Here is a 26540-nt window from a genome sequence, read left to right on the forward strand (position 1 = left end):
ATCACACCGCCTCCTCCTCCCGCGCCGCCTCCCGGGCCGCGGCCGCGTCCCGCAGCGTCTGCTTGCGCAGAGCGTAAGCCTCGGCGCCCTTGCTCGGCTTGCGTCGCCGCGGTGGCGCGGTGACCCCGGGCGCCAGCCGACGCGTCGAGACCAGGAAGGCGGTGTGGCCGATCATCCGGTGGTCGGGCCGCACGGCCAGCCCGTCGGCGTGCCAGTCGCGCACCAGCGACTCCCACGCCCGCGGTTCGGTGAAGCCGCCGCGCTCGCGCAGCGCCTCCACGAGTTCCGACATCTGGGGCGTGGTCGCCACATAACCGATGAAGACCCCACCGGGCACCAACGCGCGCTCGACCAGATCGAGGATCTCCCACGGCGTCAGCATGTCAAGGATGATCCGGTCGAAGCCAGTCCCCGGGCAGTCCGCGACGTCACCGACCCGCAGTTGCCAGGCCGGATGCGGCCCGCCGAAGAAGGCCTCGACGTTGCGGCGGGCGATCTCGGCGAAGTCGTCCCGCAGCTCGTAGGAGTGCACCTCGCCGGTCGGCCCGACGGCACGCAGCAGCGAACACGTCAACGCGCCGGACCCCGCCCCCGCCTCCAGCACCCGGGCGCCCGGGAAGATGTCCCCCATCGCCACGATCTGGGCGGCGTCCTTGGGGTAGATCACCTGGGCACCACGCGGCATGGAGAGCACGTAGTCGGCGAGCAGCGGACGCAACGCCAGGTACGCCGTACCGCCGGCCGAGGTCACCACACTCCCCTCCGGCAGGCCGATCAGAGCGTCGTGGTCCAGCGCCCCGCGGTGGGTGTGGTACGACTTGCCGCTCTCCAGCGTGATGGTGTGCATCCGGCCCTTGGGGTCGGTGAGCTGCACCCGGTCACCGGGTCGGAACGGTCCTCGCCGGGCCGGGACCGGCTCGGTTGCGGCGCTGGGTTCGGCGGCGGGGTGTGCGATCACGGGGCCAGCTTTCGGTTCGGTTCCAGGACTTGTGCCAGATCGGCGATGTGCAGGACGCCGACCACATCTTCACCCGAGGTCACCAGGTACTGCGGGCCAGGGTTGCTCTGCACCGCGTGCAGGACCTGTTCGCCGCGGAGCCCGAGCGCGATCCGGGGTACGCCGCCCAGGCCCCGGGCCACCGTGTCCACCGCCACCCAGGGCCGCCGCTCCACCGGCACCGCCTCGGCGGCGACCCGGTCCACCAGGGCGACCAGCCGACCCGAGGAGTCGGCCACCCCGAGCGTGGCGGCCTGCGAACCGGCCGCCGCGCCGCGCCGCTGCGCCTCCGCCAACGGCGTGCCGCTGGGCACCGGAAAGACCGGCCGGGCCAGCCGGGCCAGGTCGACCATCGGGAACCGGCGGCTGATCCGGGCCACCCGGATCGACTGCCCGGCGCCCTGCCAGAGGGTGAACGCCACCAGCAGCATCAGCGCCAGACCGATCGGCTGCAGCAGGCCGGCGGTGGTCAGCAGGACCACGAGGGCGGCCGTACCCGCCGCCACCACCCGGCCCACCCAACCGGCCACCTCGGTGCCCCGGTGCCGGTCCCGGCTGATCGCCCAGACCGTCGCCCGCAGCGCCCGGCCGCCGTCCAGCGGGAGGCCCGGCAGCAGATTGAACACCGCCACGATCAGGTTGCTGACCGCCAGCTGGAAGGCGAGCTGGTTGATCAGGGTCCGGTCGGGCAGCAGCAGGGTGGTCACCGCCGCGGCCAGCCCGAGCACCAGCGACACCGCCGGGCCGGCGAGCGACACCAGCAGGTCCACCCGGGGGTTGGGGGCGTCGCGGTCCATCTCGGTGTAGCCGCCGAGCAGTTCCAGCGTGATACCGCGTACGCCGATGCCGTACCGGCGGGCGGTCAGCGCGTGGCCCAGCTCGTGCAGCAGCACCGAACCGAGCAGGCAGACCACGAACCCGAAGCCGACCAGGTAGGCGGTGAGCTGGGACAGGTCGAGCTGGCGGCGGACGAACTCGCCGTACATCACCGTCACCAGGACGGCCAGCAGGAACATGGAGGCGTTGAGATGGACCGGGACGCCGAGCGCCCGGCCGACGGCGATGCCGGGTCGACGCTCGGTGGGCCGCGACCGCTGCGGGCTGTCCTCCATCGGGTAGATGCTACGTAACGGCAGGAGCGGACCTGGCCCGGCGCCCACGGCCGTTCTGTCACACCGGTGGCCTAGCCTTTCGGTCATGGTGGCGGAGACGGTGACGAAAGAGTCGGCAGTGCCGACGGAGCCGACCGGGCCGGCGGGGCCGCCGGAGCAGGCCGAGTCGGCGCAGGTGACCGCGTCGCTGTCGCCGTCGCGGGCGGCCGATTTCAAGACCTGCCCGCTGCTGTTCCGGTTCCGCACCATCGACCGGCTGCCCGAACGTCCCAGCGCCGACCAGGCCCGGGGCACGCTCGTGCACGCCGTGCTGGAGGCGCTGTTCGATCTGCCGGCCGAGCGGCGGACCGTGGCCGAGGCGGCCGAGCTGGTGGCCCCGCAGTGGGACCGGCTGGTCGAGGCCCAGCCGGAGCTGGCCGGGGTCTTCGACGCCGCGGACCTGACCGGCCCGGCCGAGTTCCTGCGCTCGGCGCGCGACCTGCTCGACGGCTACTTCGCGGTGGAGGATCCGCGCCGGTTGGAGCCCGCCGAGCGGGAGAGTCTGGTCTCCGCGGTGGTCGACGGGCAGCTGCTGATCCGGGGCTACCTGGACCGGCTCGACATCTCCCCGGCCGGGGAGCTGCGGGTGGTCGACTACAAGACCGGTGGGGCGCCCCGGGAGGCGTTCGAGGCGCGGGCGCTGTTCCAGCTCAAGTTCTACGCGCTGGTGCTGTGGCGCACCCGGGGGGTCGTCCCCCGGGTACTGCGCCTGCTCTACCTGCGGGACGCGGAGATCCTGGACTACACGCCCGACGCCGACGAGCTGCTCCGCTTCGAGCGTACGGTGGTGGCGCTGTGGCGGGCCATCGAACAGGCGACGCTGGCCCGTGACTTCCGCCCCCGGCCCAGCAAGCTCTGCGGGTGGTGCAGCCACCAGGCGTTCTGCCCGGAGTTCGGCGGCACCCCGCCGCCGTTCCCGGAGCCGGTGGTCCGACCGACCGCCGACGCCGAGGCGCCGCCCGCCGCCACCGGGCCGGAGTAACCCGCGCGACCGGGCCGGAGCTACCCACGGGCGACATGGGGAGGACCGGCCTCGGGAGGAGCAGCCTCATCCTCGGGGATGAGGGCGAGTTCAGCGCTCATGACGACCGACGGGACCCGCTGCGCCGGATACCGTCGCCACCATGGCCCGAGCAGACGCCGCGACCGCCCCACCTGGTGAGCCGCGCCCGCGCGCGTTGCCGCTGGCACCGGTCGGGGCTACCGACGCGGAGGCCGGGTCAGCACCGGTGCCCGCCCACCCGGCTGCCCCACCCTGGTGGCATATCCGCTGGTGGCGAGCCCCGTGGGGACCGGAGCCGGCCCGACCCGGCGCGACCCGGCCGGGCCCGGGGCGACCGGTCCAGGAGCAGCCCGGCCTGGGGCGGCCCAGCCCTGAGCGGTCGGGCCGGCGGGAGCCGGACCGGGGGCCGTTGGACCGGTGGCGGGGGCTGCGGCTGGACGCGCTGCTCGCGGTGGCCGCCGTCCTGGTCGACGTGCTGTTCTACGCCACCACCCCCGACGAGCTGGTACCGGTCGACATGGTCCGGCTGCCCTGGCCGGCGGCGATCGGCCTGAGCCTGCTGGCCGCCACGCCGATCGCGCTGCGGCGGGTCGCGCCCCGGGCCGCGGTGGTCGCGGTGCTCGTCGCCTTCCTCGCCACCGTGCTCGCCACGTACCAACCGAGCACCCTGGTCGTCGCCTACATCGCGATCACCTACACCGCCGCGGCGCACCTACCGCTGCGGCCCGCGATCGGCACCGCCGCGCTGCTCTGGTCGCCCACCGCGATCGCTGTGCTGGCCGTGCCGTGGCTGCGCGACGGGGGCATCTCACCGGCGTACTCGATCTTCACCAATTCCCTGCTCGCGCTGGTCTGCTTCTTCGTCGGACGGACCGTGCACGCCCGGCGGGCCTCGATGCACGCGTTGGAGGAGCGCGCCCGGGTGGCCGAGGAGAACCAGCGGGCCCTGGCCGACCAGGCGGTCACCGACGAGCGGCGCCGCATCGCCCGTGAGCTGCACGACGTGGTGGCCCACCACGTCAGCGTGATGGGAGTGCTGGCCACCGGGGCGCGCCGGGTGCTGCCCCGGGACCCGGCCGCGGTCGACGAGGTGCTCGGCACCATCGAGCAGACCAGCCGCACCACCCTGCGCGAGATGCGCCGGCTGCTCGACGTGCTGCGCACCGACGCCGAGCCGACCGCCGCCGACCTCGCCCCGCAGCCGGGCCTGTCCGGCATCGAGACCCTGGTCGAGCAGGTCCGCGAGGCCGGCCTGCCGGTCACCCTGCGGGTCGACGGCGCCCCCGGGCCGCTGGACCCGGGCGTCGCGCTGACCATCTTCCGAATCGTGCAGGAGGCGCTGACCAACGCGCTCAAGCACGCCGGGACGGCCACCGCCGAGGTACGGCTGAGCTTCGGCGTCTACTGGCTCGTCGTCGAGGTCTCCGACACCGGTCGCGGGCCGCTGCCGGACGCCAACCGGCTCGGACACGGCCTGGTCGGGATGCGCGAACGGGTCGCCCTCTACGGCGGCACCCTGCGCACCGGCCCCCGCCCCGGCGGCGGCTACCGGGTGTACGCGAAGATGCCGATGGAACTTCTGGGCGCACCGAACGGCGAGGGAGCGGCATGACCGACGAGCGGGCCATGCCCGACCAGCGGGCCACCGCCCGACCGGTGCGCGTCCTGCTCGCGGACGACCAGCCGCTGCTGCGTACCGGATTCCGGATGGTGCTCGGCGCGGAGGACGACCTGGACATCGTCGGCGAGGCCGGCGACGGCGCCGAGGCGGTCGACCTGGCCCGGCGGCTGCTGCCGGACGTGGTACTGATGGACATCCGGATGCCGCGGATGGACGGCGTCGCGGCGACCCGCGCCATCGTCGCCGCCCGGTTGCCGGTCCGGGTGCTGATCCTGACCACCTTCGACCTGGACGAGTACGTCGTCGGCGCGCTGCGCGCCGGCGCCAGCGGGTTCCTCGCCAAGGACGTGCCGGCCGAGGACCTGGTGACCGCGATCCGCACGGTGGCGGTCGGCGAGGCGGTGGTCGCGCCCCGGATCCTCAAGCGCCTGCTGGACCGCTTCGCCGACTCGTTGCCGGACCCCTCGTCCACCCCGCCGAAGACGCTGGACGTGCTCACCGACCGGGAACGGGAGGTGCTGATGCAGGTGGCCCGGGGGTTGTCCAACGCCGAGATCGCCCGGGCGCTCTCGGTCAGCGAGACCACCATCAAGACCCACGTCGGGCACCTGCTGACCAAGCTGGGGCTGCGCGACCGGGTGCAGGCGGTGGTGCTGGCCTACGAGTCCGGCATCGTCCGGCCGCGTAGCTGAACCTCCGACGGACCCGTCTCCTTCCCCGGGTGGAGACCGCCGGCCCGGCGGTCGGACCCATGAACCGTTCCCAGGTACGACGGCCCGGGTGCCCGGCGCACCTAGCGTGGACGGTGACGGCACCAGCCGTCCCGGCCGAACCGCCGGGGTTCACCTGATCAAGGGAGACGAGCGTGACCGGGACAGACACGGGGGCGGGCGGTGCGGCCGCGCGGGCCCAGGACGTGTGGAAGGTGTACGGCAGCGGCGAGGCCGAGGTGATCGCCCTGCGCGGCGTCAGCGCCGAGTTCGAGCGGGCCCGGTTCACCGCGATCATGGGGCCGTCGGGCTCCGGCAAGTCCACCCTGATGCACTGCCTGGCCGGGCTGGACTCGACCACCCGCGGTGACGTGTGGATCGGCGACACCAAGGTGACCGGGCTGGGGGACGCCGGGCTGACGAAGCTGCGCCGCGACAAGGTCGGCTTCATCTTCCAACAGTTCAACCTGCTACCCACCCTCACCGCCGCCGAGAACATCCTCCTCCCCCTCAACATCGCCGGCCGCAAACCAGACCCCACCTGGTACGACACCGTCATCGACACCGTCGGACTCCGCGACCGCCTCGACCACCGACCCGCCCAACTCTCCGGCGGCCAACAACAACGCGTCGCCTGCGCCCGCGCCCTCGTCGCCCGACCCCAGGTCATCTTCGCCGACGAACCCACCGGCAACCTCGACTCCCGCAGCGGCGCCGAAGTCCTCGGCTTCCTCCGCAACTCCGTCCGCGAACACCACCAGACCATCGTCATGGTCACCCACGACCCCGTCGCCGCCGCCTACGCCGACCGCGTCATCTTCCTCGCCGACGGCCAGATCGTCTCCGAGCTGGTCGAGCCGACCGCGGAGACGGTGCTGGACACCCTGAAGAACCTGGACGTGCTCACCGACGTTCCCGGAGCCGTGTGATGCTGCGCGCGACCCTCAAGAGCCTGCTCTCCCGCAAGCTGCGGCTGGTGCTCTCCGGCTTCGCGATCATCCTCGGGGTGATGTTCGTGGCCAGCGCCTTCGTGCTCACCGACAGCCTCGGCGGCCGGTTCGAGCGGCTGTTCCAGACCGTCAACGAGAACGTCGCGGTCCAGGTGCAGGCCACCGACGCGGCCGAGGAGGCTGCGGCCGAGGGCGAACAGCCGCTGTTGACCGAGGCCGACCTGCAGGCGCTGCGTCAGGTCGACGGCGTGAACGCGGTGGTCGGCGACGCCAGCGCCGAGGGCGTCACCCCGTTCCGGGCCCGCGACGGCAAGGCGCTGCCGGGCACCGGCGTGCCCCGGCTCGGCATCGGGCTGGGCGAGGACGACTTCGTCGCCGACGGCCTGCTGCAGGTGGCGGAGGGCCGCGCCCCCACCTCCGACAACGAGGTGGCGCTCACCCGGTTCACCGCCGAGCAGAGCGGACACGCCATCGGCGACCGGATCAAGGTGTACGTCCAGTCCCGGTACGCGGCGTCGGAGTACACCGTCACCGGCATCCTGGAGTACGCCGGCGGCCGGCCCTCGCTGGCCGGGGAGACCATGGTGGCGTTCACCGTGCCGGAGGCGCAGCGGCTCTTCTACGACCGCACCGGGGCGTTCGGCGCCGCCCAGTTGGAGGCCGCGCCCGGCGTCTCGGAGGAGACCCTCAAGGAGCGGGTCGCCCAGGTGGTGCCGGCCGGCTTCGAGGCGAAGACCGGCACCGAGATCGCCGAGGAGCAGGCCTCGGAGTTCAAGCAGTTGTTGACGTTCGTCAACTGGTTCTTCCTCGGCTTCGCCCTGATCGCCCTGCTGGTCGGGATGTTCCTGATCTTCAACACCTTCAACATCCTGATCGCCCAGCGGTCCCGGGAGCTGGCGCTGCTGCGCGCGTTGGGGGCGAGCTGGCGCCAGGTCACCGGAAACGTGTTGATCGAGGCGCTGGTGGTCGGCGTCCTCGCCTCCACCCTGGGGCTGCTGGCCGGCATCGGGGTGGCCGCCGGGTTGCAGTCGCTGGCCGGCACCGTCGGCATCTCGCTGCCGGCGGGCGGGCTCACCGTCAGCGTCACCGCGGTGGTGGCGTCCTACCTGGTCGGTGTGCTGATGACGGTGGTCGCGGCGCTGATCCCGGCGATCCGGGCCTCCGGCGTACCGCCGATCGCAGCCATGCGCGACGTGGTCCGTCCGGACAAGTCGATGCGCGGGCTGACGATCACCGGGGCGGTGGTCACCGGGCTCGGGGTGGCGCTGCTGGTGGTCGGGCTGCTCGGCGTCGACGGCCTGACCGCGGTCGCGCTCGGCGGCGGCGTGCTGCTGGCCATCGTCGGGGTGGCGCTGCTCTCCCCGGCGTTGACCGCGCCGATCGCCGGCACGGTCGGCCGGCTGGTCAGCTGGGGCACGGCCAGCGGCCTGGGGCGGCGCAACGCGCTGCGCAACCCGCGCCGCACCGCGGTCACCGCGGCCGCCCTGATGATCGGGGTGACGCTGGTCAGCACCGTGAGCGTGATCGGCGCCTCGCTGCGGGCCACGGTGGACGACCTGGTGGAGAACCAGCTCGGCGCCGAGGTGCTGGTGGTGACCAACACGACGTCGCTGCCGACCGGCCGGGACGGCTTCGACCCGGCCCGGCTGGCCGAGATCGAACAGTTCCCGGGGGTGACCGACGCGGTCGCGTACCACTTCGTGGTGCTCACCGTCGACGGCAAGGCCAACCAGCTGGTCTCCGCGACCGACCTGTCGGTGGCGCCGGCGATGTTCGCGCTGGACCGCAAGGCCGGCGATCTCAGCCCCGGCGGCGCCGACGAGGCGATCGTCGACGAGAACACCGCCGAGGCCAACGGCTGGCAGGTCGGCAGCACCGTACGGGTGGCGATGGCCAAGGGCGGTGACCGGTCGTACCGGATCGCCGGGATCTACGAGAGCCGGTTGACCGTCGGTCTGATCCTGGCCGAGTCGCAGGTCGCGTACTTCGCCGGGCCGCTGGCCGCGCAGGGGTTCATCAGCGTCTCCGAGTCGGCCGACGTGCCGGCCATCGTGCAGCGGACGGAGCAGTTGATGGCCGACTATCCGTTGGTCACCGTCGGCGACCGGTCCACCTACGCCGACCAGCAGAACGCACTCGTCAACCAGTTGCTGGCGATCTTCTACGTGCTGCTGGCGCTGGCCGTGGTGGTGGCGTTCCTGGGCATCGTCAACACCCTGGTGCTGAGCACCTTCGAGCGGACCAGGGAGCTGGGACTGCTGCGCGCGGTCGGGATGAACCGGCGTCAGATCCGCCGGATGGTGCGGGTCGAGTCGCTGCTGATCGCGGTCTTCGGCTGCCTGCTGGGCATCGCGCTGGGGGTCGCGCTGGGTCTCACCGCGTCGGCCGCGCTGCGGGACCAGGACGTCCTCAGTGTGGTGACGCTGCCCTACGCGCAGCTCGTCGGGTTCGTGGTCGCCGCCGCGCTGGCCGGGATCGCCGCCGCCTGGTGGCCGTCGTGGCGGGCGTCGCGGCTCAACGTGCTCGACGCCATCGCGTACGAGTAGCCGGTCAGGGACAACCCTGAGCCGTCATCGGGGCCGACCCGCAGCGGGAAATCCGCGTTCGGCTCCGCCCCCGGGCGGATGATCCGCCGCCGCCCGGGGGCGAGAATTCCTGGTGCCGGCCGGACCACCTGGTCCGGCCGGTCCATGGTTGGACCAACGAGGGGGAATCCTGTGACGGGGACAGCAGTCCGCGCCGGCCAGACGGCGGCCCGCGCGACCGATGTGTGGAAGGTGTACGGCAGCGGCGAAGCCGAGGTGATCGCCCTGCGCGGTGTCACCACGGAACTCGAGGGCGGCCGATTCACGGCGATCATGGGGCCGTCGGGCTCCGGCAAGTCCACCCTGATGCACTGCCTGGCCGGGCTGGACTCGGTGACCAAGGGCCGGATCGAGATCGGTGAGACGACCGTGACCGGGCTGGGTGACGCCGGGCTGACGAAGCTGCGCCGCGACAAGGTCGGCTTCATCTTCCAACAGTTCAACCTGCTACCCACCCTCACCGCCGCCGAGAACATCCTCCTCCCCCTCAACATCGCCGGCCGCAAACCAGACCCCACCTGGTACGACACCGTCATCGACACCGTCGGACTCCGCGACCGCCTCGACCACCGACCCGCCCAACTCTCCGGCGGCCAACAACAACGCGTCGCCTGCGCCCGCGCCCTCGTCGCCCGACCCCAGGTCATCTTCGCCGACGAACCCACCGGCAACCTCGACTCCCGCAGCGGCGCCGAAGTCCTCGGCTTCCTCCGCAACTCCGTCCGCGAACACCACCAGACCATCGTCATGGTCACCCACGACCCCGTCGCCGCCGCCTACGCCGACCGCGTCATCTTCCTCGCCGACGGCCAGATCGTCTCCGAGCTGGTCGAGCCGACCGCGGAGACGGTGCTGGACACGATGAAGAAGCTGGACGCGTGATGCTGCGCGCGACCCTGAAGAGTCTGCTGGCCCGCAAGGTCCGGCTGGTGCTCTCCGGCCTGGCGGTGGTGCTGGGCGTGATGTTCGTGGCCGGGGCGTTCGTGCTCACCGACACCCTGGGCCGCTCCTTCGACCGGATCTTCGCCGACGCGTACTCGGAGACCGATGTCGGCGTCACCGCGGCGCCGAAGGTGGCGCTCAGCGAGTTCGAGGGCGAGCAGGTGGCCGCCCCGTTCCCGGCGGAGACCCTGGACCGGATCCGGGCCGTGCCGGGCGTCGCCGACGTGACCGGCCAGGCCTGGGCCGACGGCGCCCGGGTGATCGGCAGCAACGGCAAGGTGCTCACCTCGTTCGGGCCGCCCCAGCTGGGCGGGAACTGGACCGGTGAGAACGGCCTGGTCCAGCTGCGGGAGGGCCGCGGCCCGACCGCCGACGACGAGGTCGTGATCAACGGGGCGGTCGCCGATGCCGGCCGGCTCGCCGTCGGCGACCGGGTCGGGATCCTCACCCTGGAGCCGAAGCGCGAGTTCACGGTGGTCGGGATCTTCGGCTACAGCGGCGACCGGGACAGTCTCGGCGGCGTGCAGGAGGTGGCGTTCACCGAGCCGGTGGCGCAGCGGCTGATGCTCGGCGAGACCGGCGTCTACAACGACGCCACCGTGCGGGCGGCCGACGGGGTCTCCCCGGCGGAGCTGCGCGACGACATCTCCGCCGCCCTCGGTGCCGACTACGTGGTCAAGACCGGCGAGCAGCTCTCCGAGGAGGCGTCCGCCGGCCTCAAGGAGGGGCTGGCGTTCTTCAACAACATCCTGCTCGGGTTCGCCGGGGTGGCGCTCTTCGTCGGCATCTTCCTGATCCTCAACACCTTCTCGATCATCGTGGCGCAGCGGACCCGGGAGCTGGCCCTGATGCGGGCCGTCGGGGCGAGCCGGCGCCAGATGATCGGCGCGGTGCTGACCGAGGCGGTGGTGATCGGGCTGGTCGCCGCGGTGCTCGGGCTGGGCGCCGGGGTCGGCGTCGGCGCGCTGCTGGCGTACGCGTTCGGGCAGTTCGGCGGCGGTGTGGACCTGGCCCCGGTGGGGGTGCCGCCAGCGGCCGTGATCAGCGCGTTCGTGGTCGGCCTGCTGGTCACCGTGGTCGCCGCGGTGCTGCCGGCGATCCGCGCCTCGCGGATCCCGCCGGTCGCGGCGATGCAGGACGTCGCCACCCCGGACCGGCCGCTGACGAAGATCACCGTGGCGGGAGCGGTGGTCACCGCCGTCGGCGCGACGCTGCTCACGCTGGGTCTGACCGGCAACGCCGGCGACGGCACCCTCTGGACGATCCTGGCCGGCGTGCTGATCTCCTTCATCGGGGTGGCGTTGCTGACCCCGCTGATCAGCCGGCCGGTGGTGTCGGTGCTCGGCCGGGTCTTCGCCTGGTCGGTGCCGGGTCGGCTGGGTCGGCTGAACTCGGGCCGCAACCCCCGCCGGACCGCCATCACGGCCGCCGCGTTGATGGTCGGCATCGCGCTGGTCACCGGAGTCACCGTGATCCTGGACTCGGCCAAGAGCAGCCTGACCGCGCTGGCCGAGGAGACCATCGCGGCCGAGTTGGTGATCTCCGGCGTGCAGAGCGGTCCCCGACCGCCGAGCTTCGACCCGGCCGTGCTGGACCGAGCCGCCGAGCTGCCGGGGGTGCGGGCGGTCGCCGGGATCTACAGCGACGTGGCGATCGTCGGCGGCGAGCGGGAGTACCTGACCGCCACCGGCGAGGTCTCCGCGCTGCGCGACATCTACCGGGCCACCCCGACGGCCGGCAGCATCGACACCCTCGGCCCCAACCAGCTCCTGGTGGACTCGGGTACCGCCGCCGAGCGGGGTCTGTCGGTCGGGGACACCCTGCCGGTGCAGCTCACCCGCGGCGAGGAGCAGACCTACACGGTCACCGGCATCTACGCCGAGTCGGACCTGTTCGGCGGGTTCCTGCTGCCGGTTGAGGCGACGGCCGACTTCGCCCTGCCGCAGCCGGTGCAGGCCTACCTGCAGCTCACCCCTGGCACCCCGGTGGACCAGGTGCTGCCGCAGGTGGAGGCGCTGCTGGCCGACAGCCCCGAGGTGTCGGTCGCCGACCGGGCGGCGTTCATCGAGCAGCAGACCGGCCAGTTCGACTCGCTGCTGACGATGATCCAGGTCCTGCTGGCGCTGGCGATCCTGATCGCGGTGCTGGGCATCATCAACACCCTGGCGCTGTCGGTCATGGAGCGGACCCGCGAGCTGGGCCTGCTGCGGGCGATCGGGCTGTCCCGGCTCAAGACGATGTGGCTGGTCACCGTGGAGGCCGTGGTGATCTCGGTGTTCGGCGCGCTGCTCGGGGTGGTGGTCGGCAGCGGGCTCGGCGCGGCGGTGGTGCAGGCGTTGAGCTCCGACGGCATCTCCGAGCTGGTGCTGCCGTGGTCGCAGATGGCGGTCTTCCTGGGCCTGGCCGCCCTGGTCGGCGTCGTCGCGGCGGTGCTGCCGGCGATCCGGGCCGCGCGGCTCAACGTGCTCGGCGCGATCGCCCACGAGTAGTCGGCCGGCGGGTCGCTCCCTTCGGGGGCGGCCCGCCGAGCCGGGTTCAGCGGGGCAGGTCGACCGGCGCCAGCAGGGTCGCCAGCAGGGCCAGGTCCGCGCCGGTCAGGCTCTCCCGCACGTGTACGCCGCCGGCCGGGTCGAGCGCCACGTCCCCCGGTACGGCGAGCACCGCGGCCCCCGCGGCCAGCGCGCTGGCCACCCCGGCCGGCGAATCCTCGATCGCCACGCACCGGCCCACCGGCACGCCCAGCAGCCGGGCGGCGGTCAGGTACGGCTCCGGGTGCGGCTTGTTGGCCGTCACCTCGTCGCCGCAGACCACCACGTCGAAGTTCTCCCGGCCCAGGGTGAGCAGGGCCAGCTCCACCAGTTGCCGGGAGGTGGAGGTGACGAGCGCGGTCGGGATCCGGGCGGCCCGGACGGCGCGCAGCAGGGCGGAGGCCCCGGGCCGCCACGGCAGTTCCTCGACGAACAGCTCGGCGACCCGGCGCTCCAGCCAGGCCGCGCCGGCCGCGGCGTCCCGCCAGGGTTGGCCGAGGTCGGCGTGGAGGATCTCCATCGAGCCGGCCATGCTGGTGCCGACCATCGCCAACCGGGCGGCCGGCGACACCGTGCCGCCGTACTCGGCGGCGAGTTCCGCGATGGCGATCCCCCACAGCTTCTCGCTGTCGACGAGGGTGCCGTCCATGTCGAAAAGAACGGCGGCGGGCTGGCGGCGGCTCAGCGGGTCCTCCCCGGGTCGGTGCGGGTCGGGTGCCATGGTGCCAGGGTCGCCGCCGCACCGGCCGGTTCGCGGCCGCCGGTGTGTCCGACGCCTCAGACCGGCGGGCCGAGGCCTCACAGGTCGCAGGCGGCCAGGGAGCGCTCGTAGCCGTTGAAGAAGGCGTTGGTGCGTTGCTCGGCGGTGCCGTGCGCGCCCTCGGCGAACCAGGGCTGGCCGGGGTCGTCGGCCACCGCGAACAGCCCGTCGCGGAACTCGTCGAGGTCGCCGTCGGCGACGGTCAACGACCGGTCGCGCACCGAGTCGCCCAGGTAGGCGCCGGCCAGGCAGTCGGCCTGCAGTTCCTGCTGGATGGTGAAGTCGTACCGGATGCCGAGGCGGACCTGGACGCCGTGGGCGTACTCGTGGCCGAGCAGGTAGAACACGAACGCGTCACCGATCTGCCGGAACGCGGCGAAGGCCCAGTTGAGGTCGTAGGCGATGAAGTCGCCGGCCGAACAGTAGACCGCGTTGTTGCGGGGCACCTCCAGACCAGCGCAGTCGATCTCGCCGTCGCGCTCGTAGGTGATCACTCGGCGGATCGGCTGGAACCGCTGCCCGGACGCCTCGAACGTCGCGGCCCAGTACCGTTCGGCGAGGGCGACGGCGTCACCGATGTCCGCCTCGAACTCCTCCGCGGTGTCGGTGCCGTCCACGTCGGTGCCGTCGGTGCCGCGGGCGGCGGGCGGATCGGCGCCCGGCTCCTCGCCGGCCGGGGCGAGACCGCAGGCCAGCGTCACGGCCACCGCGACGGCCAGGCCGAGCGCCACCGGCCGGTCAGCGGCCCGGCCGCTCCACCATCGCGCCATGAACGCCTCCCTCGGGCCGTACCGCTCCATCATCGCCCATCCGCCGACCCTCGGTCCGGGGCGGTCAGAGCTGGCCCGGTGGCCCGCCGGTCCGCCAGTACCAGCCGTCGCGGCGGGTCAGCAGCCCCTCGTCGATGAGGTAGCGGCGCAGCGACACCCAGTCGTAGGCGTAGAAGTCGCGCAACACCGCGTCCACCTCGGGTTCGCGCATCCGCACCCCCGGCTCGAAGGCCGCCACCACATGGTCGAGCACCACCCGGCGCTTGCCGGCCCGGGCCGGCAGGGCCACCAGCCGGCCGTCGCGCAGGAACGCGCCGAGGACCTTCTCCCGATCAACCGCCACAGCGGCACGCTATCGGCCCGGGCAAGCCGGTTTCCGTCCCCCGCGGGCCGGTCCGCCAAACCTGACTTCTGTCACGGATGTCCGTGCGGCCTGCACGCAGCGTCATGACTTTACGCACTAGCTGCGCCCCTGTCCCAGCCACGAGACTCGAACACGTCGATGAGTCAGGGCATCCCCTAGGGGTCGATCCGGAGGAGGCGAGCGATGGACGAGCGGTACGACACCTACTGCGCGGTGGACCCGCTGTTCTACGACTCCGTTGCCAGCGCCAGCACCCGGACCACCGAGTTCAGCGCCGCCGACCGCCCGGTCCCGCCGGGTTGGCGGCGCGAGCCCAGCGACGACTGGTTCATCTACGGCCCCGAGGGCGGCGACCTGCCGCAGCAGGGCTGGAAGGTGCACCTGTCGGCCTGCCTGGACAACGCCGACCGGATCCTCGACGCCGCCTGGGACTACTGCGTGCCGCGGGGGCTGCCGTTCAAGTTCCTCCGCGGGCCGCGGATGCTGCTGCTGCGCAACGCCAAGTACGCCCGGCGCGGCTCCAGCGGGAAGTTCGTCACCATCTACCCCCGTGACGAGGCGGAGCTGGAACTGGTCTGCAAGGAGCTCGACGAGCTGCTCGCCGGTGAGCCGGGACCCTACATCCTCAGCGACCTGCGTTACGGCTCCGGGCCGGTGTACCTGCGCTACGGCGGCTTCGCAGCCCGCTACTGCCTGTCACCGGAGGGCCAGGTCGTGCCGGCCATCGAGGACGGGTCCGGCACCCTGGTCCCGGACCGCCGGGACCCGGTCTTCCACCTGCCCGACTGGGTGCGGTTGCCGGACTTCCTCACCCCGCACCTGGCCGCCCGCAACGCCACCACCACCACCGGCCTGCCGTACCAGATCGAGCGGGTGATCCACTTCTCCAACGGCGGTGGGCTCTACGTCGGCCGCGACACCCGCACCGACGCCCGGGTCGTCCTCAAGGAGGCCCGCCCACACGCCGGCCTCGACGCCACCGGCACCGACGCCGTCACCCGGCTGGACCGCGAGGCCCGGATGCTGCGCCGGCTCGCCGGAGTGGCCCGGATCCCCCGGGTGCACGACGAGTTCGGCCTGGCCGACCACCGCTTCCTGGCGCTGGAGTTCGTCGACGGCCGCCCGCTCAACAAACTGCTGGTCGAGCGCTACCCGCTCACCGACGCCGACGCCACCCCGGCCGACTTCGCCGACTACACGGCCTGGGCGCTGCGGGTGCACGAGCAGGTCGAGCGGGCCATCGACGCGATCCACGGGCGCGGCGTCGTCTACGGCGACCTGCACCTGTTCAACATCATGATCGGCCCCGACGACGAGGTCACCCTGGTCGACTTCGAGGTGGCCGCGCCGGTCGACGAACCGGGCCGCCCGGGCCTGCGCAACCAGGGCTTCGCGGCGCCCCGCGACCGGACCGGCTTCGCCGTCGACCGGTACGCCCTGGCCTGCCTGAAGCTGGCGCTGTTCCTGCCGCTGACCCCGCTGGTCCGGCTGGCCCCGGAGAAGGCCGCCCACCTGGCCGACGTGATCGCGAGCCACTTCCCGGTGCCGCGCTCGGCCTTCGACCAGGCGATCGCCGAGATCGTCGGCACCCCCGCCGAGGCCGCCGCGCCCGCCGGAGCGCCGGCCACGGTGCCCGCCCCCACCGGACGCACCGCCGACATGACCGGTCCGCCGGCCGGCACGGCCCGCCCGGCCGGGCGGCTCGGCGCCGGGTTCCCCGCGCCGGACCTCGACGCCGACCCGGGCCGGTGGCCGGACCTGCGGGGCCGGCTGGCCGCGGCGATCCTCGCCAGCGCCACCCCGGACCGCGACGACCGGCTCTTCCCCGGCGACATCGACCAGTTCCGCACCGGCGGACTCAACCTCGCCTACGGCGCCGCCGGGGTGCTCGACACCCTCGCCGGCACCGGCGCCGGCCGGTTTCCCGAACACGAACAGTGGCTGGTCAAGCGGGCCCTGGACGCACCGTCGGGCAGCCGCTGCGGACTCTACGACGGTCTGCACGGAGTCGCGTACGCGCTGGAGCGGCTCGGCCGGCGGCAGGACGCCCTCGACGTCCTCGACGTCTGCCTGAACGAGCCGTGGGAGCAGCTCGGACCGGACCTCGCCAGCGGCCTGAGCGGAGTGGCGCTCAACCTGGCCGAGTTCGCCGCCCGTACCGGCGAGCCCGCCCTGCGGGACGCGGCGCAGCGCGCCGTCGAGCTGGTGACCGAGCGGCTCGCCGCCGATCCCGACACCGACGAGCCGGACAACCCCGACGAGCCGGGCGGTACGCAGATCAGCGGCGGCCGCCACCCGTACGCCGGTCTGACCCGGGGCCGCACCGGCCCGGCGCTGATGTACCTGCGCTTCCACGAGGTCACCGGCGACCCGGCGCTGCTCGACCGGGCCGGCGCCGCGCTCCGGCACGACCTGCGCCGCTGCCTGCTGCGACCGGACGGCGCACTGGAGGTCAACGAGGGCTGGCGGAGCATGCCCTACCTGGCGCACGGCAGCGTCGGCATCGGCCTGGTGCTCGACCAGTACCTGCGACACCGCCCGGACGACGACCGGCTGGCGCGGGCCGCCGCCGCGATCCGCCGTGCCGCCCGGTCCCCGTTCTACGCGCAGTCCGGGCTCTTCGCCGGGCGGGCCGGCATCATCGCCTACCTGGCCGCCCGGGTCGCCGCCGAGGCCGGACCGGCGGGCAGTGGGCCGGACCGGACCGAGGACCGGATCGAGCTGGCCGCCCAGGTGCGGCGGCTGGGCTGGCACGCCATGCCGTACCGCGGTTCCGTCGCCTTCCCCGGTGACCAGCTGCTGCGGCTGTCGATGGACCTGGCCACCGGCACCGCCGGGACCCTGCTCGCGCTCGGCACCGCGCTCTCCCCCGAGCCGGTGACCCTGCCCTTCCTGGCGCCGCTCACCGGCGCCACACAGCTCCCCTCGCGACCGCGAGGGTGATCCGAACCGGACACTCGAAGGAGGTGTACGACATGACGCTTCTCGACCTTCAGGGGATGGAGCTGACCGACCGGACCGACGGCGGCGGCGGAAGCCGGGCGAGCCTGCTGCTCTGCGGCGACAGCTCGCTGTCCGTGACCACCTGCAACTGATCCCAGGCCACCAACGCAATCCAGACCGGACACTCGAAAGGAAGGTGTACGACATGACGCTTCTCGACCTTCAGGGGATGGAGCTGACCGACCGGACCGACGGCGGCGGCGGAAGCCGGGCGAGCCTGCTGCTCTGCGGCGACAGCTCGCTGTCCGTGACGACCTGCGACTGATCTCAGGTCACCAGCGGGGTCCTGGGTGGGCATACGTGCCCGCCCAGGACAAGCCGCTGTCCGGGCTCGGGTGCCGCGTGCCCGGGCGTACCGAACGAGAACACCTCGGGAGACGTAGTGGACCTGGCCGGGCCTGCCGATCTCCGGCTGCTGCGACAGGCGGTCCGGCACGGTGGCGGCTGGACCGTCCTCCTGTTGGCCGTCGCACCGCTGGGTGCGGCGGCCGAACTGTGTCTGCCGGCCGTCCTCGGGCTGGCCGTGGACGCCGCCCTGGGCGCCGGCCATTCCTGGTGGCCGGCGCTGGCCTGCGCCCTGGTCGCGGTGATCGTGGCCGGTGACGCCCTCGGCGACCTGGCCAGCGGTTCCGGCACCGCGCGGTCCACCGCCAGGATCCGTCAGCACCTGCTGCGGCACCTACTGGCCCTGGACCCGCGCACCGCCGGCCGGTACCCGGTCGGGGACCTGGTCGGCCGGCTGATCGGGCAGGCCGCCGACACCGGCCATGCCGGCGCCACCGTGATCCTCGGGCTCACCGCGCTGCTCCCGTCGGCCGGCAGCGTGGTCGCCCTGGCCCTGCTCGACCCGTGGCTCGCCGTCACCTTCGTCGCCGGTCTGCTGCTGCTCGCGGTCCTGCTGCGCGCCTTCGTCGCCGACTCCTCGACCGCCGCCCGCGGCTACCTGCGGGCCCAGGCCGGCATCGCCGGACGACTGCTGGAGGCGCTCGCCGGCGCCCGGACGATCGCCGCGGCCGGCACCCTGCCGGCCGAGATCGACCGGGTGCTGCAGCCGCTGCCGGAACTGCGCGCGCACGGCGAGCGGACCTGGCACGCGTTGGCCCGGGCCGCCGGCCGGACGGCGGCGGTGGCGCCGCTGCTGCAGCTCGCGATCATCGCGGTCGGCGGCTGGTCGGTGTCGGCCGGCCGGCTGTCCGCCGGCCAACTGGTGGCCGCCATCGGGTACGCCGCCCTCGGCGCCGGTCTCGGCACGGTGGTCAACACGTTGAGCCGGCTGGTGCGTACCCGGGCCGGGGCGCACCGGGTCGCGATGATCCTGTCCGAGCCGGCCCGTGACCACGGCAGCCGGGCCCTGCCGCCGGGTGCCGGACGGCTGCGGCTGCGGGACGTGACCGTGTCCGCCGTCGACGGCCGACCGATTCTCGACCGGATCGACCTGGACCTGCCCGCGGGCGGAACGATCGCGGTGATCGGCCCCTCCGGCGCCGGCAAGTCGACCCTGGCCGAGGTCGCCGGTCGGCTGCGCGACCCGGACTCCGGCGACGTCCTGCTCGACGGCCTGCCGTTGCGCGAGCTGACCCCGGCGGCGCTGCGCCGGGCGGTGGGTTACGGTTTCGAGCGGCCGGTCCTGGTCGGCGAGACCGTCGCCGACGTGATCGGCCTCGGCCTGGACAGCACCGGTGACTCCGCGCCGCCGGAGCGGGTCCGGCGGTCGGCCCGCACGGCCTCGATCGACGACTTCGTCGAGCGGCTGCCGGCCGGCTACCGCACCCCCCTGGCCGAGGTGCCGATGTCGGGCGGGGAGGCGCAGCGGCTGGGGCTGGCCCGGGCCCTGCACGGCGAACGGTTGCTCGTGCTCGACGACGCGACATCCAGTCTGGACACCGCGACCGAACACCGGATCGCCCGGGCGCTGGTCACCCACCTGCACGGCCGCACCCGGCTGATCGTCACCCACCGGACGGCCACCGCCGCCGCCGCGGACGTGGTGGCCTGGCTCGACGCGGGCCGGTTGCGCGCGGTGGGCCGGCACCGGGACCTGTGGGCGGACCCGGCCTACCGGGCCGTGTTCCAACCGCCCGACCAGCCGGTCGGCGGTGCCGACCAGCAACCTGTCGGGGTGGACCAGAGCCCCGTCGGTGCCGACCAGCCGGCGGGCGGGCCGAACCAGCGGCCCGTCAGTGTGGACCACAGCTACGTCGGTGCGAACCAGCCGGCGGGCGGAGGCAAGCAGCCGCGGGGCGGAGCGAACGGGAGTAGCCGATGACCTGGGGCGGGCCGGGTCCTGCGGCGACCGGGGACGGCGTCCGGGCGGTGAGCTGGTCGGCGCTGCGCGGACGGCCCGGCACGCTGGCCCGGTTGGGCGGCTGGTCGGTGGCCGAGGCGCTGCCCACCCTGCTGGCCGGCTACCTGACCGCGCGGGCGGTGGACGACGGATTCCTCGCCGGGCGGCTCGGCCCCGGCCTGGCCTGGCTCGGCGGGCTGGCGGCCGCGGTGCTCGTCGGCGCGGTCGGCACCACCCGGGCGTACGCCTGCCTGGGTGACCTGGTGGAACCGTTCCGCGACGACCTGGCCCGGCGGGTGGTCGGTGGCGCGCTCCACCACGCCACCAGCCCTGGCGGCCGGCCGCAGACCGCCGCGGTGGCCCGGCTCACCCATCAGGTGGAGATCGTCCGCGACACCTTCGCGGGGCTGGTGATGGTCGTCCGTGGCTTCGTCTTCACCGCCGGCGCCGCCCTGCTCGGCCTGCTCTCCCTCGCCCCGGTGCTGGCGGCGCTGGTCGCCGGTCCGCTGCTGGTCGGACTCGCGCTGTTCGCGGCGGCCCTGCCGGCGATGGCGGCGCGACAGCGGGACTACGTGCTGGCCGACGAGCGGCTCGGCGAGGCGGCGGGCGCGGCACTGGCCGGCCACCGCGACATCGTGGCCTGTGGCGGGCAGTCGCGGGTCGAGGCGACCGTCGGCGCCCGGATCGAGGCGCAGGCAACCGCCGAGCGGTCGCTGGCCCGGATGGCGGCGGTGCGCGGCCTGACCCTCGCCGTCGGCGGCTGGCTGCCCCTGGTCGTGCTGCTGCTGGCCGCGCCATGGCTGGTGCGGCGGGGCCTGACCGCCGGCGCCATCCTGGGCGCCCTGGTCTACCTGTCAACCGGGCTGCAGCCGGCCCTGCACGCCCTGGTCAAGGGCGTCGCGGTCGGCGGCCTGCGGTACGCCGTGACGCTGCGCCGGATCCTGCGGGCCACCGCCCACCCATCGACCGACGCAAGCCCGCCGGTCATCACCGCACCACCGTCCATGACCGGACCGTCGTCCATGACCGGACCGTCGTCCATGACCGGACCGTCGTCCATGACCGGATCGGACCGAGCCGTGGCGGAGTCGGCTGGCGGTCGACCGTCCGCCGTTTCGTCGACTGCGACTTGGACGCCTGACAGGTCGGCTGCGACTTGGACGCCTGACAGGTCGGCGCCCGCCGACGGGGAGAACGGCGGACCTGCCGTCGCGGTGCGAGGCCTCACCTTCCGGTACGGATCGGCGGCCCGACCCGTACTCGACGGGTTCGACCTCACCCTGCCCGCGGGCGACCACCTGGCCATCGTCGGGCCCAGCGGCGCCGGCAAGTCCACCCTGGCCGCGCTGATCGCCGGCCTGCTGATCCCGGACGCCGGCTCGGTACGGTTGGCCGGACGCCCGGTGCCGGCCAGCGCCACCGGGCCGGACGCAGCAGGGCTGGCCAGCCGGACGGCGTTGGCCGGCCGGCGGGTCCTCATCCCGCAGCAGGCATACGTGTTCAGCGGGCGGCTGGCGGAGAACCTGCGCTACCTGAACCCGGCCGCGGGCGCGGCCGAACTCACCGCCGCCATCGACGCGCTCGGCATGACGGCGCTGGCCCGACGACTCGGCGGCCTCGACGCGTTGGTCGACCCGGCGGCGTTGTCGGCCGGCGAACGCCAGCTCATCTCGGCGGTCCGGGCGTACCTCTCGCCGGCGCCGCTGGTGATCCTGGACGAGGCGACCTGTCACCTGGACCCGGCCGCGGAGGCGCAGGTGGAGCGGGCCTTCGCCCGCCGGCCGGGCACCCTGATCGTGGTCGCACACCGGATCAGCTCCGCCCTGCGGGCCCGCCGGGTCCTCGTCATCGACGGCGGGACCCCGCTGTTCGGCCGGCACGAGGAGCTGCTGGGCCGGTCACCGACCTACCGCGATCTGGTCGGCCACTGGCAGGACGGACCCGGTGTCAGCGATCAGATCCAACCCGCCTCGCGGGCGATCCGTACCGACTCGATCCGGGTCCGGGCGCCGCACTTGCCGGCGATCCGCGACAGGTGATTACGCACCGTACCCGGAGACAGTGACAGCTTCGCGGCGATCTCCTTGATCGGCCAACCGGTTGCCGCGATGCTCAGGATCTCCGCCTCGCGGCTGGTCAGCGGGCTGGCCGTGGCCAGCGCGGCGGCGACCAGTCCCCCATCGAGCACCGGCTCACCGCGGAACAGCCGGCGGATGCCCTCCACCACCCGCTCCGGGGCCACGTCGTTGCCGAGGAACCCGACGTTGCGCATCGCTTCGCCACCGCCGCGCAGCGCCGCGGCGACCGCACCCGCCCGACGCGGCTCGACCAGCAGCAGGATGGGGCAGGGCAGGTCCACTCCGGAATTCTGGTCACAGCCGGGCGGCCCGTCCGGGCCGAACAGGTTCAGGTCGATCACCAGGACCTGTGGACAGTGCGCCCGTAGCGCCGGCTCGATCTCGCCGGCCCGGTCGACCTCCGCCACCACCTCGATGTCGGGTTGCATGCTCAGAACGAATGCCAACGCCCCACGGATGAGGGCTCCATCGAGTGCGAGCAGCGTGCGGATCACATCCACCCTCCGGTTCGCAGCCACGAGATCACTAGCTGTAAACATTGAAACATGGCGCCCCTCCCGCCGCCCGACGAGAAATGCGGTCCCGGCACGGTGGATCGCAGCGCCGCCCGGACGGCTGTCGGGCACCCCGGCCGGGCGGGCCGAACGCGCACCCACCCCGCCGGTGAATCGGACCGGACAGTCAGATCCAGCCGTCCTGGCGGGCCTGCCGGATCGCCTCCATCCGGTTGCGGGTTCCGGTCTTCCGCATGATCGACGACAGGTGATTGCGGACGGTTCCATGGGCCAGGAACAGCCGGCTGGCGATCTCCTTCAGCGGCAGACCTTCCGCGGCGACCCGGAGCACCTCCCGTTCCCGCTCGGTGAGCGGCATCGGCGGTGGGTTCAGGGCGGCCATGGCGGCGCCCGGATCCACCACCAACTCCCCCTTCAGCACGGCACGGATCTGGTCGACCAGGTCGGCCGGCGGGAGGTCCTTGCCGACGAAGCCGCGTACGCCGGCACGCAGCGCCGCCTGCAGCGTGTCCGGGCCGGGCACCGCGCTCAACACCAGCACGGCGCACTCCGGGACCTCCCGGGTGAGCCGGTCGACCAGCGCCCACGCGGCCGGTCCACCGGCCCCGATGTCCATGACGAGTACGTCGGGCCGTACCGCCCGGGCGAGGCCGAGGGCGTCCTGGACGCGGGCGAGGTCGGCAATGACCTCCAGATCGTCCTCATTCGACAACACGGTGCGCAGTGCGCGCCGCAACAATCCCACCTCTTCGACGATGAGAATTCGGGCCACGAGGCCTTCTCCGTTCTTGCAATGCGCAGACTCAGGCGACGTCGGGCCGACGTGTCGTTACCACGGGTCCCGACGGATTAGGACGAGGTATGTGGTGCCGCCTACCGACCGGCGCGTCGAGGCGCACGGCGTCCCACCGGGGCAGCGGACTGCCGGCCGGCCCGGCCAGCGGAACGGGGCGGGACGACCGGGTACGGCGCGGCCGGAACGGTGGCCACGCCGGGAAGGTCAGCCAGGCGAGGTAGGTACGCCGGGCAACCGGCCGACGAGAACGCGGCCGGCTGTCGGGGCCACCGGCGGTACGCCGGGCGTGGCGGCGGACGAGTGTTCGGCGCCCAGCGCGGGCGTCCGCTCCCCGCCGGGCGGTCCTGCGCCGGCCTGCTGGCCCCCGGAGCCGGGCCTGGTGTCGCCCGGTCGCTCGGTGGGGCCGGATGCCGCCGGCCGGGACGCCGGCCGCAGCCCGGCCGACTGGCCGGACCGGTGGATGCCGGTGGTCTGGAAGGCGAGGGTCGGTGCGAGCGGGGCGCCGGCGTCCGCCGGGACGGTCGGCCCGGGGCCGTCAGGGAGCGCCGCGGGTGGGTGGTCCGCGACGGGACCGAACTCCGGCGGGGCGCCGCCGCCGGAGTACCTCGCCGGTGACACCGACGAGTCAGGCGGCAGCCCGGTGACCCCTCGGAGCGCCACGGGTGCGACCGGCAGCAGCTCAACCGCCGGTGGCCGCAGCACCGCCACCACCGGCTCCGCGGCCGCCACCACCGGCTCCACGACCGCCGCCACCGCCACGACCGGGCCGACGACCGCCGCCACCACCGGCTCCGCGGCTGCGAGTACCGGTGCCACGGCGGTCACCACCTGCGGTACAACCCCCACCACCGGGTCCGCCACCGCGAGCACCGGGTCCAGCACGGCCACCGCGGCGGGCACCGGGTCCGAGGTCAGCCGCGTCGGCACCGGAAGTCCGGTGATCGCCGGAGGGACGGTCGCGGCTCGGGTGTCCGTCGTCGCCAGGGGAGCCGCCAGGGAATCGGCGCTGGCTGGGGAAGCGGTCGTGGCTGGAGCGCCGAGGAGCACCGGTAGCGGGTTCTTCGGAGCGGTCAGCGGCTCGGGCCGCACCGTCGACACCTCGTCGGCGGCGGGCTCCCGACCCGCGACCGTCGGCACCGTCCGGTCCGGACGTTCCACGCCGGCATGCGTCAGCGCCGGACTGGGCAGCTCCGGACGGAGCAACTCCGGGCGGGGCGGCGCGGGGCGGGGCGGCGCAGGGCGGGGCGGGGCGGGGCGTACCCGTTGAGGGTTGGCGGGATCGGAGCCGGCGGTGCCACGCGGCGACCGGTCGGGCGCGGAGCGCGCCACCCGGTCGTCCACCGCCGCGGGCGTCTCCTCCCGGTCCCTGACGGCCGCGGGTGTCTCCGCACGGTCGCCGGTGCCGGTGGGCGGCGTGGTCAGCGCATCGCCGACGGCGTCCACGGTCTGGTCCACGGCGCCGAGAAGGGACGGCCCGCCGCCGGGAGGGGCGGCGTCGGCCCGCGCGGGGTCGTCCAGCAGGGCGAGGAGCAGGTACGCCAGGACGGCCGCCGCGCCGATCAACGCGGCCCGCGCCGCCGTCCACACCGCCGGTGCGCCGCCAGCCGCCGGACCGGTGCGGCCCAACGGTCCGGTGGCGGCTCTCAGCCCGGCTGCCATGCGTCTTGGTCACCCTCCGAATTGGTCGGTCGGCCGAATCGTAACGCCGGGTGGCCGCAGCCGCATCCGACCGGACCACCACTGACCGGTTTCCGACCCGGACCGGGACCGCCCGGCCGGCATCCGGCCGGTCGCTGGTGGACCGACGCCCTCGTCGCGCGCCCGGCGCCAGTCAACGTGGCCGACCCGGACCCGGCTGACGGGCTGCCGCCGCGCTCAGCCGGTCAGCGGGCGGCCAGTTCCTCGGTGTAGGTGGCCACCGGCGTACCGGCCGCGTCGTACGCGACCAGCCGACCGTGGGACAGGTTCGCCGACCGGAACGAGAACGCCCGCTGCCCGGGGTACACCGGCAGCAGCGGGATCACCCGGGCGGCACCGCCCGGCGCCGACTGGTACTCCAGCCGGGCGATCGTCGCGTCGACCACACCGTTGACCCGCACCTTGGTCCGCTCCGCCGCGGTACCGATCCTGATCGGCGCCCCGGCGGCGAACGCGGCGCAGTCCGCCCGCGTTCGGCAGACGAAGAAGTAGCGCGGATTGTCGACGTCGGACATCGCGTACGCCTTGAAGGTCGGATCGGCGCCGGCCGGCAACGGCTGCACGGCGAAGAACGCCAGCGTCACCGCGGCCACGGCCGCCACCCGCAGGCCGCCGCGGCGGGCCGGAGCCCGCCGGCCGGCGGTGACCGCCACCGCGCCGAAGCCGGCCAGACAGATCGCGATGGCGGCCAGCGCCCGGGCGTTCTCGAAGAGGAACTGCAGGCCGGTGGTCCGGGACACCTGGCTGAGCAGGGCACCGAGGGACAGCACCAGAACGGTCAGCAGGGCGAAACCGGCCGCCCGGCGGGCCACCCCCCGGGTGCCGATCAGCAGCATCGCCGCCAGCACCGGCCAGACCTGGTGGTGCGTCCAGGAGACCGGCGACGCCGCGACCGTCGCGCAGCCCACCAGCACCGCCGCGTACGCCGGCTGTCCGGCCGACTCCAGCGCCCGGGCCCGCAGCAGCGCCACCCCGCACACCACGACGACCAGCGCGGCCCAGAGCACCGGCAGGGTGTTCCCGTCCACGCCGACCCGCAGCAGCATCCCGTGCAGCGACTGGTTGCCCAGCGATGCCAGGTTGCCGATCCGAGACGTGTTGACGATGGTGCCGGACCAGAAGGTCAGGCTGTCGCCGGGCAGGACCGCCGCGCCGACCACCGCACAGCCGACGAACGCGGCGCCGGCCCGGGCCGCGTCGCGGTACCGGCGGGCGAGCAGGAAGTAGCCGACGAAGAGCAGCGGGGTCAGCTTGATGGCGGCCGCCATCCCGACCAGCAGCCCCCGGTACCGGGCCGGCGTCAGTCCCATCCCGTCGACCAGGGCCAGCAGCACGATGAAGATGCTGACCTGCCCGAACCGCAGGTTGCTCTGCACCGGGGCGGAAACCAGCAGGGCGCAGGCGACCGCCGCGATCACCAGCTGCCGCCGCGGGCCGGCAACCGCGAGTACGCCGCCGAGCGCCACCGCGATGGCCACCACCGCCGCGCAGGTGGCCGCCAGCCAGCCCGCCTGCACCACCGGCTCCGGGAGCGCGCCGATCGGCCAGAGGATCACCGCGGCGAACGGCGGGTAGGTGAACGGACCGCCGTTGTCGGCCACGTAGGAGTACAGCGGAGAGCCGGACCGCAGGTGTCGCACCGCGCCGTGGTAGATGTGCAGGTCGGAGAGGCGGTCCCAGCTCGGCCGTCGCAGCACCAGCGCCACGGAGACGGCCGCGGTGATTCCGTACAGAAGCCAGATCAGCCCCGCCCTGCGCCCCGCCATGGTCGCGGAGTCTAGAGAC

The 26540-nt window shown here is 73.9% G+C and carries 21 protein-coding genes; 12 read left to right on the top strand and 9 right to left on the bottom strand.

The features are described 5' to 3' along the window. Position 1 precedes the first annotated feature (1 nt). Both O7627_RS17805 and O7627_RS17810 read right to left on the bottom strand, forming a co-directional pair. Positions 2-958 carry a tRNA (adenine-N1)-methyltransferase gene (locus O7627_RS17805; RefSeq protein WP_278094645.1) on the bottom strand — a complete coding sequence of 319 codons (957 nt, stop codon included), beginning with the start codon at positions 956-958 and terminating at the stop codon, positions 2-4. After that, positions 955-2109 (bottom strand): site-2 protease family protein, encoded by a 1155-nt coding sequence (locus O7627_RS17810; RefSeq protein ID WP_278094646.1) that lies wholly within the window; start codon positions 2107-2109, stop codon positions 955-957. The genes O7627_RS17805 and O7627_RS17810 overlap by 4 nt, the downstream gene beginning before the upstream one ends. A gap of 85 nt (positions 2110-2194) precedes the next feature. Between O7627_RS17810 and O7627_RS17815 the strand changes: the two genes are divergently transcribed. From O7627_RS17815 to O7627_RS17845, 7 genes are all read left to right on the top strand, one after another. Further along, positions 2195-3130: a PD-(D/E)XK nuclease family protein gene (locus O7627_RS17815; protein WP_278094647.1), complete on the top strand. Its 936-nt coding sequence runs from the start codon at positions 2195-2197 to the stop codon at positions 3128-3130. A 142-nt stretch (positions 3131-3272) separates the two neighbouring features. Then, on the top strand, positions 3273-4763 hold the full coding sequence (locus O7627_RS17820; RefSeq protein WP_278094648.1) for a sensor histidine kinase: 1491 nt from the start codon (positions 3273-3275) through the stop codon (positions 4761-4763). Further along, the gene (locus tag O7627_RS17825) at positions 4760-5464 is read left to right on the top strand and encodes a response regulator transcription factor (protein WP_278094649.1); all 705 of its coding nucleotides are present in this window, start codon (positions 4760-4762) and stop codon (positions 5462-5464) included. Before O7627_RS17820 ends, O7627_RS17825 begins: the two co-directional genes overlap by 4 nt. 173 nt (positions 5465-5637) lie before the next feature. Continuing rightward, positions 5638-6411, top strand: coding sequence for an ABC transporter ATP-binding protein (locus tag O7627_RS17830; RefSeq protein ID WP_278094650.1), 774 nt, complete (start codon positions 5638-5640; stop codon positions 6409-6411). Further along, on the top strand, positions 6411-8978 hold the full coding sequence (locus O7627_RS17835; RefSeq protein WP_278094651.1) for an ABC transporter permease: 2568 nt from the start codon (positions 6411-6413) through the stop codon (positions 8976-8978). Before O7627_RS17830 ends, O7627_RS17835 begins: the two co-directional genes overlap by 1 nt. A gap of 171 nt (positions 8979-9149) precedes the next feature. After that, positions 9150-9899: an ABC transporter ATP-binding protein gene (locus O7627_RS17840; RefSeq protein WP_278094652.1), complete on the top strand. Its 750-nt coding sequence runs from the start codon at positions 9150-9152 to the stop codon at positions 9897-9899. Continuing rightward, entirely contained in the window at positions 9899-12448 is a 2550-nt protein-coding gene (locus O7627_RS17845; RefSeq protein ID WP_278098315.1) for an ABC transporter permease, read from the top strand. The genes O7627_RS17840 and O7627_RS17845 overlap by 1 nt, the downstream gene beginning before the upstream one ends. Positions 12449-12494: 46 nt before the next feature. Here O7627_RS17845 and O7627_RS17850 read toward each other — a convergent pair whose 3' ends face one another. From O7627_RS17850 to O7627_RS17860, 3 genes are all read right to left on the bottom strand, one after another. Continuing rightward, a complete protein-coding gene (locus O7627_RS17850; protein ID WP_278094653.1) occupies positions 12495-13208 on the bottom strand; it encodes an HAD family phosphatase in 714 nt (237 codons plus the stop codon). 77 nt (positions 13209-13285) lie between these two features. Continuing rightward, on the bottom strand, positions 13286-14050 hold the full coding sequence (locus O7627_RS17855) for a neutral zinc metallopeptidase (protein WP_278094654.1): 765 nt from the start codon (positions 14048-14050) through the stop codon (positions 13286-13288). A 31-nt stretch (positions 14051-14081) separates the two neighbouring features. Further along, complete coding sequence (locus O7627_RS17860) at positions 14082-14360, bottom strand: DUF2087 domain-containing protein (protein ID WP_278094655.1); 279 nt, start codon at positions 14358-14360, stop codon at positions 14082-14084. A 204-nt stretch (positions 14361-14564) separates the two neighbouring features. Here O7627_RS17860 and lanKC point away from each other — a divergent pair, with 204 nt between their 5' ends. From lanKC to O7627_RS17885, 5 genes are all read left to right on the top strand, one after another. Beyond that, positions 14565-17324, top strand: a complete 2760-nt coding sequence (gene lanKC / locus O7627_RS17865; RefSeq protein WP_278094656.1) for a class III lanthionine synthetase LanKC — start codon at positions 14565-14567, stop codon at positions 17322-17324. 32 nt (positions 17325-17356) lie between these two features. Continuing rightward, positions 17357-17476, top strand: coding sequence for a SapB/AmfS family lanthipeptide (locus O7627_RS17870; RefSeq protein WP_278094657.1), 120 nt, complete (start codon positions 17357-17359; stop codon positions 17474-17476). A 53-nt stretch (positions 17477-17529) separates the two neighbouring features. Further along, entirely contained in the window at positions 17530-17649 is a 120-nt protein-coding gene (locus O7627_RS17875) for a SapB/AmfS family lanthipeptide (RefSeq protein WP_278094658.1), read from the top strand. A gap of 117 nt (positions 17650-17766) precedes the next feature. After that, complete coding sequence (locus O7627_RS17880; RefSeq protein ID WP_278094659.1) at positions 17767-19650, top strand: ABC transporter ATP-binding protein; 1884 nt, start codon at positions 17767-17769, stop codon at positions 19648-19650. Then, complete coding sequence (locus O7627_RS17885; RefSeq protein ID WP_278094660.1) at positions 19647-21707, top strand: ATP-binding cassette domain-containing protein; 2061 nt, start codon at positions 19647-19649, stop codon at positions 21705-21707. Before O7627_RS17880 ends, O7627_RS17885 begins: the two co-directional genes overlap by 4 nt. Here O7627_RS17885 and O7627_RS17890 read toward each other — a convergent pair. The 4 genes from O7627_RS17890 to O7627_RS17905 all read right to left on the bottom strand — a co-directional run bounded on the left by O7627_RS17890 (position 21623) and on the right by O7627_RS17905 (position 26521). Further along, positions 21623-22192, bottom strand: a complete 570-nt coding sequence (locus tag O7627_RS17890) for a response regulator transcription factor (RefSeq protein ID WP_278094661.1) — start codon at positions 22190-22192, stop codon at positions 21623-21625. The two genes, O7627_RS17885 and O7627_RS17890, sit on opposite strands and share 85 nt — an antisense overlap. A 235-nt stretch (positions 22193-22427) precedes the next feature. Next, positions 22428-23033: a response regulator transcription factor gene (locus O7627_RS17895; RefSeq protein WP_278094662.1), complete on the bottom strand. Its 606-nt coding sequence runs from the start codon at positions 23031-23033 to the stop codon at positions 22428-22430. A 228-nt stretch (positions 23034-23261) separates the two neighbouring features. Continuing rightward, the gene (locus O7627_RS17900; protein ID WP_278094663.1) at positions 23262-24716 is read right to left on the bottom strand and encodes a hypothetical protein; all 1455 of its coding nucleotides are present in this window, start codon (positions 24714-24716) and stop codon (positions 23262-23264) included. Between the two features lie 224 nt (positions 24717-24940). Further along, complete coding sequence (locus tag O7627_RS17905) at positions 24941-26521, bottom strand: glycosyltransferase 87 family protein (protein ID WP_278094664.1); 1581 nt, start codon at positions 26519-26521, stop codon at positions 24941-24943. Positions 26522-26540 lie beyond the last annotated feature (19 nt).

Source organism: Solwaraspora sp. WMMD1047 (assembly GCF_029626155.1).
In the GTDB taxonomy this organism is placed as follows: Bacteria; Actinomycetota; Actinomycetes; order Mycobacteriales; family Micromonosporaceae; genus WMMD1047.

Coding starts and splice junctions, on each gene's coding strand:
- O7627_RS17850 (WP_278094653.1), bottom strand. CDS start 13,208: ATGGCACCCGACCCGCACCGACCCGGGGAGGACCCGCTGAGCCGCCGC.
- O7627_RS17900 (WP_278094663.1), bottom strand. CDS start 24,716: ATGGCAGCCGGGCTGAGAGCCGCCACCGGACCGTTGGGCCGCACCGGT.
- O7627_RS17905 (WP_278094664.1), bottom strand. CDS start 26,521: ATGGCGGGGCGCAGGGCGGGGCTGATCTGGCTTCTGTACGGAATCACC.
- O7627_RS17875 (WP_278094658.1), top strand. CDS start 17,530: ATGACGCTTCTCGACCTTCAGGGGATGGAGCTGACCGACCGGACCGAC.
- lanKC (WP_278094656.1), top strand. CDS start 14,565: ATGGACGAGCGGTACGACACCTACTGCGCGGTGGACCCGCTGTTCTAC.
- O7627_RS17810 (WP_278094646.1), bottom strand. CDS start 2,109: ATGGAGGACAGCCCGCAGCGGTCGCGGCCCACCGAGCGTCGACCCGGC.
- O7627_RS17820 (WP_278094648.1), top strand. CDS start 3,273: ATGGCCCGAGCAGACGCCGCGACCGCCCCACCTGGTGAGCCGCGCCCG.
- O7627_RS17815 (WP_278094647.1), top strand. CDS start 2,195: ATGGTGGCGGAGACGGTGACGAAAGAGTCGGCAGTGCCGACGGAGCCG.
- O7627_RS17835 (WP_278094651.1), top strand. CDS start 6,411: ATGCTGCGCGCGACCCTCAAGAGCCTGCTCTCCCGCAAGCTGCGGCTG.
- O7627_RS17855 (WP_278094654.1), bottom strand. CDS start 14,050: ATGATGGAGCGGTACGGCCCGAGGGAGGCGTTCATGGCGCGATGGTGG.
- O7627_RS17825 (WP_278094649.1), top strand. CDS start 4,760: ATGACCGACGAGCGGGCCATGCCCGACCAGCGGGCCACCGCCCGACCG.
- O7627_RS17885 (WP_278094660.1), top strand. CDS start 19,647: ATGACCTGGGGCGGGCCGGGTCCTGCGGCGACCGGGGACGGCGTCCGG.
- O7627_RS17870 (WP_278094657.1), top strand. CDS start 17,357: ATGACGCTTCTCGACCTTCAGGGGATGGAGCTGACCGACCGGACCGAC.
- O7627_RS17845 (WP_278098315.1), top strand. CDS start 9,899: ATGCTGCGCGCGACCCTGAAGAGTCTGCTGGCCCGCAAGGTCCGGCTG.